Here is a 9,641-nt window from a genome sequence, read left to right on the forward strand (position 1 = left end):
CCGGCTCCACATCGGGCTCGGTCTCGCCCGGCTGCGGCACCCAGTGGTGCTTGTCGCGCACGAACTGCACCGGCATCAGGCCCACCGCCCAATGGGGCGGCCGCCGGAAGCGCTGATGGCCTGGCTGGGCCCGGCGATCTCCAACGCCCAGTTCGAGGTGGGCCCCGAGGTGCAGCAGGCCTTCGTTGGCGTGCACCCGGAAACCGAGGCGGCCTTCGATCCTAGCCCCTACCGGCTTGGCCACTACATGGGCGATCTCTACAAGCTGGCCCGCCTGCGCCTCGAGCGCCTTGGCGTCTCGCACATCAGCGGGGGTCATTTCTGCACCGCCTGCGAATCCCGCTTCTACTCCTACCGCCGCGACGACGGCAAGACCGGCCGCATGGCCAGCGTGATCTGGTTGAGATAGCGCCGAGCGCCGAGCGCCGAGCTACAAGCGCCAAGGAACCCCTTGGCTTGCTCCCTGTGCTATCGAGCTATCCTGGCTTGGCCGCTTGGCCGCTTGGCCGCTTGGCCGCTTGGCCGCTTGGCCGCTTGGCCGCTTGGCCGCTTGGCCGCTTGGCCGCTTGGCCGCTTGGCCGCTTGATCTACATCAACCCGCCCCGCCTTTCCCTGCCTGCCGACTTGAAAGCCGGCCACGCTGACTCCATTGATAACGTCAAGACACATTGACAGGGCCAAACGGTGCGTCCAACCGCGCCGTCACCCCGATGGAGGAAAATGCATGCGATTCGACAAGTTCACCGCCCGTCTACAGAGTGCCGTGGCGGATGCCCAGTCCTTGGCTGTGGGCCGTGGCCACAATCAGCTGGAGCCCGGCCATCTGCTGCTGGCGCTGCTGGATGCCACCGATACCGGCGTTAAGGCGCTGGTGCAGAAGGCCGGTGGTGACGCCGCGCGGCTGCGCGATGGCCTGGCGAGCCACCTCGACGACCTGCCCAAGGTCGCCAATTTCGATGGCGAGGTGCAGCCCTCCCGCGATCTGATCAAGCTGTTCAACCTCACCGACCGCGAGGCCCAGAAGCGCGGCGACCAGTACATCGCCAGCGAACTGGTACTGCTGGCTGCGCTGGAGATGGGCCATGCGGTGAGCAAGCTGCTCAAGCAGGCCGGGGTTACTCGCCAGACGCTGGAAACCGCGGTCGAGAGCGTCCGGGGCGGCGAGAAGGTCGACGACCCCAACGCCGAGGATCAGCGCGAGGCGCTGGACAAGTACACCCTGGACCTCAACGAGCGGGCCGCCAGCGGCAAGATCGATCCGGTGATCGGTCGCGACGACGAGATCCGCCGCACCATCCAGGTGCTGCAGCGCCGCACCAAGAACAACCCGGTGTTGATCGGCGAGCCCGGCGTGGGCAAGACCGCCATCGTCGAGGGCCTGGCTCAGCGCATCGTCGATGGCGAGGTGCCGGAGGGGCTTAAGGACAAGCGCGTGCTGTCGCTGGACATGGGCGCGCTGCTGGCCGGGGCCAAGTTCCGCGGCGAGTTCGAGGAGCGCCTCAAGTCGGTGCTCAAGGAGCTGGCCCAGGAGGAGGGCCGGGTGATCCTGTTCATCGACGAGCTGCACACCATGGTCGGCGCCGGCAAGGCCGAGGGCTCCATGGATGCCGGCAATATGTTGAAGCCGGCGCTGGCCCGCGGCGAGCTGCACTGCGTGGGCGCCACCACCCTCGACGAGTACCGTAAGTACATCGAGAAGGACGCCGCCCTGGAACGCCGCTTCCAGAAGGTGCTGGTGGATGAGCCCACCGAGGAGGACACCGTGGCGATCCTGCGTGGCCTCAAGGAGCGCTACGAGGTGCACCACAAGGTCGACATCACCGACGGCGCGATCATCGCCGCGGCCAAGCTCTCGACCCGCTACATCACCGATCGCCAGCTGCCCGACAAGGCGATCGACCTAATCGACGAGGCGTCGTCGCGCATCCGCATGGAGCTCGACTCCAAGCCCGAGGAGATGGACCGCCTCGACCGCCGGCTGATCCAGCTGAAGATGGAGCGCGAGCACCTCAAGAAGGAGACCGACGAGGCCTCGAAGAAGCGCCTCGAGAGCCTGGAGGAGCAGATCGGTGAACTCGAGCGCGAGTATGCCGACCTCGACGAGATCTGGAAGGCCGAGAAGGCCAGCATTCAGGGGGCGGGGCAGTTCAAGGAGGAGCTCGACAAGGCCCGCATCGAGCTGGAGCAGGCCAAGCGCCAGGGTGACCTGGCGCGGATGTCGGAGATCCAGTACGGGGTGATTCCGGCGCTGGAGAAGAAGATCGCCGAGTCCAGCGAGGCGGAGGCTGATACCTCCAAGCACACCCTGCTGCGCTCCAACGTCACCGAGGAGGAGATTGCCGAGGTGGTCTCGCGCTGGACCGGCATCCCGGTGGCCAAGATGCTCGAGGGCGAGCGCGACAAGCTGCTGCGCATGGAGGAAGCGCTGCACGAGCGGGTGATCGGCCAGGACGAGGCGGTGACCGCCGTGGCCAACGCCGTGCGCCGTTCCCGCGCCGGGCTGGCCGATCCCAACCGGCCCAACGGCTCCTTCCTGTTCCTCGGCCCGACCGGGGTGGGCAAGACGGAGCTCTGCAAGTCGCTGGCCAACTTCCTCTTCGATACCGAGGAGGCGATGGTGCGCATCGACATGTCGGAGTTCATGGAGAAGCACTCCGTGGCACGCCTGATCGGTGCGCCTCCCGGCTACGTCGGCTACGAGGAGGGCGGCTATCTGACCGAGGCGGTGCGCCGCAAGCCCTACTCGGTGCTGCTGCTCGACGAGGTGGAGAAGGCCCACGCCGATGTCTTCAACATCCTGCTGCAGGTACTGGAGGACGGTCGCCTTACCGATGGCCAGGGGCGCACCGTGGACTTCCGCAACACCGTGATCGTGATGACCTCCAACATGGGCTCGGACATCATCCAGCGCATGGGGGGCGACGACTCGGACTATGAGCAGATGAAGGAGATGGTGATGGCGGTGGTCGGCGATCACTTCCGCCCGGAGCTGATCAACCGCATCGACGAAGTGGTGGTCTTCCACGCCCTCGGTCAGGCTCAGATCCAGGCCATCGCCGAGATCCAGCTCGACCGCCTGCGCGGGCGGCTCGCCGAGCACGATCTGCGCCTCGAGATCAGCGAGGCGGCGCTGACCCTGCTGGCAGAGGCGGGCTTCGATCCGGTGTACGGCGCCCGGCCGCTCAAGCGCGCGATCCAGAGCCGTATCGAGAACCCGCTGGCTCAGGACCTGCTGGCCGGCAAGTTCTCGCCGGACGACGTCATCCATGTGGAAGCGGAAGGCGACCGTCTGGTGTTCCAGAGCTGAGGTCGGAAGCGTGTCGCGCGTCCTGTAACCCTCTTGCCCGCCCCTCCTCGTGAGTGGGCGGGTTTTTTTGTGGTGGCCACCCCTGATGCGCGGAGTGACACGTCCACCTTGCCGAATGACGGGTCATGGGCTACCCATGCCGTTTTCGCGGTTGACACTTTCGCGGCGCTAATGGAATCTTGAGCCTTCCTGATACGGGCGCGGACGCTAGCGGGCAATCCCCCATTACCGCGCGAAGGGTGGGCCGAGCGCCTCTACCCGCCGAAGGACTACCGGAATACGGCTAACCGCCGCTTCCGGCCAACGCCCCCGACGCGGTGAACTGCCGCAATGAGAGTGCAGGCCCCAACAGGGCCCATTGCCAGGGTTTGGCATCAGGTGCCGGCACGGCCGGCAGCGGCATACCGCCGCACTCGACTTCGTGTCCACAGGGTGGGCGCGGATCGCACTCGAGACCTCCAGGGGAGATACATCAGTGGAACTGCTTTCCGGCGCAGACATGATTGCCCGCTTCCTTCAGGATGAGGGCGTCGAATATATCTATGGGTATCCCGGTGGCGCGGCGCTGCACATCTACGATGCGCTGTTTCGCCAGGACAAGGTCAAGCACATTCTGGTGCGCCATGAACAGGCGGCTACCCACGCCGCCGATGGCTACGCCCGGGCTTCCGGCAAGCCTGGCACGGTGCTGGTGACCTCTGGCCCCGGGGCCACCAACGCCGTCACCGGGATCGCCACCGCCTACATGGATTCGATCCCGATGGTGGTGCTGTGTGGCCAGGTAATGAGCCACCTGATCGGCGATGATGCCTTCCAGGAAACCGACATCGTCGGTGTGACGCGCCCTATCGTGAAGCACAGCTTCGCGATCCGACACCCGACCGAGATTCCGGAAGTCCTCAAGAAGGCCTACTACCTCGCCGCGACCGGGAGGCCCGGGCCGGTGGTGGTGGACATCCCCAAGGACATGACCGCCCCCACCGAGCGCTACGAGTACGTCTACCCGAAGAAGGTCAAGATGCGCTCGTACAATCCGGTCACCCGCGGCCACACTGGCCAGATCAAGAAGGCCGTCGAGCTGATGCTCAAGGCCCGGCGCCCGGTCTTCTACACTGGCGGCGGCGTGGTCACCGGCAACGCCAGCGAGGGACTGACCGACCTGGTCCGGCGGCTGGGTTATCCCATTACCACCACCCTCATGGGCATCGGTTCCTACCCGCAGAGCGACCGACAGTGCCTGGGTTGGCTGGGCATGCACGGCTCCTATGAGTCGAACATGGCCATGCACCATGCCGACCTGATCATCGCGATCGGTGCGCGCTTCGACGACCGTGTCACCAATAACACCTCGAAGTTCTGCCCTACCGCCAAGATCATTCATGTGGATATCGACCCGAGCTCCGTCTCCAAGACAGTGCGGGCGGATGTGCCCATCGTCGGTCCGGCGGGCAGCGTGATCAACGAAATGATCAGCATGGTTCAGGGCAATGAGATCGCCAATCCCGAGGCCCTGGCCGATTGGTGGAAGCAGATCGACGGCTGGCGCGAGGAGCGCCGCGACAAGCTTTACGAGCCTTCACGGCCCGGCGAGGCGATCAAGCCCCAGGAAGTGATCGAGGCGCTGTGCCGGGTGACCCGCGGCGAAGCCTACGTGACCACCGACGTGGGGCAGCACCAGATGTTCGCGGCCCAGTACTACAAGTTCGACAAGCCCAATCGCTTCATCACCTCCGGTGGACTGGGCACCATGGGCTTCGGTTTTCCGGCGGCCATGGGCATCAAGCACAACTTCCCGGAGGAGCAGGTGATCTGCATCACCGGCGAGGGCAGTTTCCAGATGATGATGCAGGAGCTATCGACCTGTAAGCAGTTCGGTGGCGGCGTGAAGATCATCAATCTCAACAACGGCTCGCTGGGTATGGTGCGCCAATGGCAGGACCTCAACTACAAGTCTCGCCATGCGCACTCCTACATGGAATCGTTGCCTGACTTCCAGCAGTTGATCGGAGCATATGGCTTCACCGCGCTGCGGGTGGAGACACTGGCGGATCTCGAGCCGGCACTGGAACGCACCTTTGCCGACACGCACGAGCTGGTGTTCCTCGACGTTCTCGTCGACCCGCACGAGCACGTCTATCCGATGCAGGTGCCCCTGGGCTCCATGCGTGACATGCTGCTTTCCAAGACGGAGCGGACCTGATGCGCCATATCATCTCGATTCTGATGGAAAACGAACCGGGCGCCCTGTCACGCGTGGTGGGGCTGTTCTCACAGCGCAACTTCAACATCGAAACGCTGAACGTGGCGCCCACCGAGGACCCGAGCCTGTCGCGGTTGACCGTGACCACCGTGGGGGACGACCGGGTGATCGAGCAGATCACCAAGCACCTCAACAAGCTGATCGACGTGGTCAAGCTGGTGGACCTGACCGAGGGCAACCACATCGAGCGCGAGCTGATGATGGTCAAGGTCAAGGCGCTGGGGGCCGCCCGCGACGAGGTCAAGCGCACCGTGGACATCTTCCGCGCGCAGATCGTCGACGTGACGCCGAGCCTCTACACGGTGCAGATCACCGGCGACGCCGGCAAGCTGGATGCCTTCCTGCAGGCCATGGCGCCAGTGGGCATTCTCGAAGTGGCGCGCACCGGGGTGTCGGGGATTGCCCGCGGCGACAAGGTACTGTCTCTGTAGCCCTTCCTGCACGAGAGCCATCTGCCGTACCGCAAAGGCCGCCCCAATGGGCGGCCTTCGTGATTCGGTGCTCAGCGCTCCACCACCTCGTCCCAGAGGGCGGCGATCAGCGGGCTCTTCAGGCGGCGCTCGAGCACGCAGAGCCCGACATCGTAGTGGGGCAGTTCCGGCTTGACCGGGAGAACCCTCACCCGCTCTGCCAGGGGGCTGGTGTCGAGCACGATGCGCGGTACCACGCCGACGCCAAACCCTAGCCCCACCATGCTGACGATCGCCTCGTGGCCCGCCACCTGGGCATAGATCCGGGGTGCCACGCCCAGTGCCCGGAACCAGGTGTTGCTGTACTGGCGCGACAGGCCGGCCTCGGAGAGGATCATCGGCACCTCGCGCCACTGCTCGGCGGAAGGGGATTCGGGCGTGGTGGGAATCCAGTCGTGGGTCGCGTGGGGCGCGATGAACACCAGCGGCGAGCGGGTCAGCGACTTGAAGGCCAGGGCATCCGGGGCCTGGCGCGGCCGCGGGGTGATCGCCATGTCCTCGTTGCCGGCCAGCACCCGGGGCAGGGACTGGGCCGGGTCTCCGGTGTGCAGCTTGAGTTCGATGCCGGGATGGCGGGTGCGAAATTCGCTGAGTAGCTCGTAGAGGAAGCTGTAGCTGGCGGTCACCGAGCAGTAGATGCTGATCTCGCCGGTGAGCGTACGCGCTTCGCTCATCAGCGACTGGCGCAGCCGTTCCCACTCCTCCAGCGCGTCCCGGGCATAGGTCTGGAAGCTGCGACCCTGGCGGGTCAGCACCACATGGCGATTGTCACGCTCGAAGAGACGCACGCCCAGGCTCTCCTCGAGCTGGCGAATCGTGCGCGAGAGCGTCGAAGGGCTGACGTGGCAGGCCTCGCTGGCGCGGCCGAAGTGGAGGCTCTCGGCCAGGGCGAGGAAGTGCCTGAGCGGGCGCATGTCCATGCCGCCATTATTGCATATTCCGGGCCATGACATTGCAAATATCGCGTTTTACGCAACGCGGGAGCTGGCGTAAGGTGTCCCCACCGGCAGCAACGAATTCTCTTTATCGGAATCCAGCGCCGCCACAGACGGCGCGGGTGGCCGTCAAGACCGCCCTCGAATTCAACATTTTCCATCAGGAGCACGACCATGCGCGTTTACTACGACAAGGATTGCGATCTTTCCCTCATCCAGGGCAAGAAGGTGGCCATCGTGGGCTACGGTTCACAGGGCCATGCCCACGCCAACAACCTCAAGGAGTCCGGGGTCGACGTCACCGTCGCCCTGCGTGAAGGCTCCTCCTCCGCGGCCAAGGCCGAGGCCGCCGGCCTCAAGGTTGCCTCTGTCGAGGAAGCCAGCAAGAACGCCGACGTGGTGATGATCCTGGCGCCGGACGAGAACCAGAAGGCGATCTACGAGAATCAGATCGCACCCAACCTGGCGCAGGGCGCTACTCTGGCCTTCGCCCACGGCTTCAACATCCACTACAACCAGATCGAGCCGCGTCAGGACCTGGACGTGGTGATGATCGCGCCCAAGGCCCCTGGCCATACCGTGCGGTCGGAGTTCGTGCGTGGCGGTGGCATCCCGGACCTGATCGCCATCCACCACGATGCCACCGGCAACGCCAAGGAGCTGTCGCTCTCCTATGCGGCGGCCATCGGCGGCGGTCGCAGCGGCATCATCGAGACCACCTTCAAGGACGAGACCGAGACCGACCTGTTCGGCGAGCAGGCCGTGCTCTGCGGCGGTGCCGTGGAGCTGGTCAAGGCTGGCTTCGAGACATTGACCGAAGCGGGCTACGAGCCTGAAATGGCCTACTTCGAGTGCCTGCACGAGCTCAAGCTGATCGTCGACCTGATGTATGAAGGCGGTATCGCCAACATGAACTACTCCATCTCCAACAACGCGGAGTATGGTGAGTACGTGACCGGCACCGAGGTCATCAACGAGCAGTCCCGCGCGGCCATGCGTAACGCGCTCAAGCGCATCCAGACCGGCGAGTACGCCAAGATGTTCATCAACGAGGGCAACAGCAACTATCCCTCGATGACCGCGCGTCGCCGCCTGAACGCCGAGCATCCGATCGAGCAGGTCGGCGAGAAGCTGCGGGGCATGATGCCGTGGATCGCTGCCAACCAGCTGGTCGACAAGACGAAGAACTGATCCCCGCGATCCGTTCCGGCTAGTGCGAGGGCGCGGATTTCCGCGCCCTCGCTGCGTTCAGGATCCCCGCTTTGATGGTGCCGCCGTGAGTCCTCGGTCGCTCTGTGTGTAGAATGGGGCGATACCCAAGCCGATGGAAGAGACACATGAGTCGGGATTCGCACCACAGCGAGCAAGAGCCGGACCAGCATAACGACGAGGATCTGGCCAGCACCTTCATGCGCGAATCGGAGGTCATCGAGGAGGCCGAGGAGGGGGGGCGAAAAGTGCGGCGCAAGGGCGTCTATCTGCTGCCCAATCTGTTTACCACTTCCGCCCTTTTCTCCGGCTTCTTCTCCATGGTGGCCGCCGTGAACGGGGATTTCACCACGGCCTCCGTCGCCATCTTCATTGCCATGGTGCTGGATGGCCTGGATGGTCGGGTGGCGCGCCTGACCAACACTCAGAGCGACTTCGGCGCCGAGTATGACAGTCTCTCCGATATGCTCTCCTTCGGTGTGGCGCCGGGGCTGGTGGCCTTCATCTGGATCCTGCAGGACATCGGCAAGACCGGCTGGGTCGTCGCCTTCCTCTACGTGGCCTGCGCCGCACTCCGCCTGGCGCGCTTCAACGTGCAGATCGGCAGCGTCGACAAGAAGTGGTTCATTGGTCTGCCGAGCCCCTCGGCGGCCGCCCTTGTCGCGGCCAGTGTCTGGACCTTCCACAGCTTCGATGCCGACGCCTTTGGCTACAAGCTGTTGATGCTGTTCGTGGTGGGTGCGGCGGGGGTGCTCATGGTCAGCAACATCCGCTATTACAGCTTCAAGGACGTGGACCTCAAGGGGCCGGTGCCTTTCGTCTTTCTGTTGGCCGTCGTGCTGGGCTTCGTGGTGATCTCCATCGAGCCCTCTGTGATGCTTCTGCTGCTGTTCGGCGCCTACGTTGGCTCCGGGCCGGTAATGGCGTTGACGCGCAAGCTCAAGCGTTCGTCATCCAGCAGCTGAACCTGACCCCGGCGTGCCCTGGAGCGCCCGCATCAGGCGCGCGTTGTCATCACCGTGACATTTTTCTTCCTGACGCCCTTGCATGGCGTCGGGAAGTTCCGTAGAGTACGCATCCGCTGCCGGCAACGGGCACACGTTACCGGCGGTGAATGTCGCAAAAGCAGTTGTTTCTACTGGGGTTTTTCGAGAAGTTTGCGAATTTCCCGCTTGACGAACACGTCAGCATCGGTAAAATACGCCTTCTCGCGACAGGGTCTTTCGAGGCCTCGATCGGTCGCCATTTCGATGGCGCGTCGCTCACCCGGAACGGTTCTTCGGAACGCTTCGCAAGGTTGACACCGACCGCCGATCACGTAGAATACGCCTTCCTCGCAGGGCGCTGGCGGCGCCGCTCATTGAGCCGGCCACGACAGCACGCGAGACGCTCCCCTCTCGATGAGAGCCCGGAGCCGCTCTTTAACAATCGATCAGGTAATTCATGTGGGCGCTTGTCGG

The 9,641-nt window shown here is 64.5% G+C and carries 7 protein-coding genes; 6 read left to right on the forward strand and 1 reads right to left on the reverse strand.

Translation table 11 applies throughout. The features are described from left to right. The 4 genes from HALO32_RS04495 to ilvN all read left to right on the forward strand — a co-directional run. The coding region (locus HALO32_RS04495; RefSeq protein WP_192576432.1) for a polyphenol oxidase family protein at positions 1-409 on the forward strand (409 nt) is incomplete at its 5' end. Positions 410-724: 315 nt separating this feature from the next. Continuing rightward, positions 725-3,307 (forward strand): ATP-dependent chaperone ClpB, encoded by a 2,583-nt coding sequence (clpB, locus tag HALO32_RS04500; protein ID WP_151442594.1) that lies wholly within the window; start codon positions 725-727, stop codon positions 3,305-3,307. A gap of 475 nt (positions 3,308-3,782) precedes the next feature. Further along, positions 3,783-5,507, forward strand: coding sequence for an acetolactate synthase 3 large subunit (locus tag HALO32_RS04505; protein ID WP_151442595.1), 1,725 nt, complete (start codon positions 3,783-3,785; stop codon positions 5,505-5,507). Further along, positions 5,507-5,998: an acetolactate synthase small subunit gene (gene ilvN / locus HALO32_RS04510; RefSeq protein ID WP_151442596.1), complete on the forward strand. Its 492-nt coding sequence runs from the start codon at positions 5,507-5,509 to the stop codon at positions 5,996-5,998. The genes HALO32_RS04505 and ilvN overlap by 1 nt, the downstream gene beginning before the upstream one ends. A gap of 71 nt (positions 5,999-6,069) precedes the next feature. Here ilvN and ilvY read toward each other — a convergent pair whose 3' ends face one another. After that, positions 6,070-6,957, reverse strand: a complete 888-nt coding sequence (ilvY, locus tag HALO32_RS04515) for an HTH-type transcriptional activator IlvY (protein ID WP_151442599.1) — start codon at positions 6,955-6,957, stop codon at positions 6,070-6,072. 189 nt (positions 6,958-7,146) lie between these two features. On the opposite strand from ilvY, the gene ilvC reads away from it, so the two are divergent. Together ilvC and pssA are read left to right on the forward strand one after the other, a co-directional pair. After that, positions 7,147-8,163 (forward strand): ketol-acid reductoisomerase, encoded by a 1,017-nt coding sequence (gene ilvC / locus HALO32_RS04520; RefSeq protein WP_151442597.1) that lies wholly within the window; start codon positions 7,147-7,149, stop codon positions 8,161-8,163. A gap of 146 nt (positions 8,164-8,309) precedes the next feature. Further along, positions 8,310-9,146, forward strand: coding sequence for a CDP-diacylglycerol--serine O-phosphatidyltransferase (gene pssA, locus HALO32_RS04525; protein WP_151442598.1), 837 nt, complete (start codon positions 8,310-8,312; stop codon positions 9,144-9,146). The last annotated feature ends 495 nt before the right edge of the window (positions 9,147-9,641 follow it).

It is taken from the genome of Halomonas lysinitropha (assembly GCF_902500215.1).
In the GTDB taxonomy this organism is placed as follows: Bacteria; Pseudomonadota; Gammaproteobacteria; order Pseudomonadales; family Halomonadaceae; genus Halomonas; species Halomonas lysinitropha.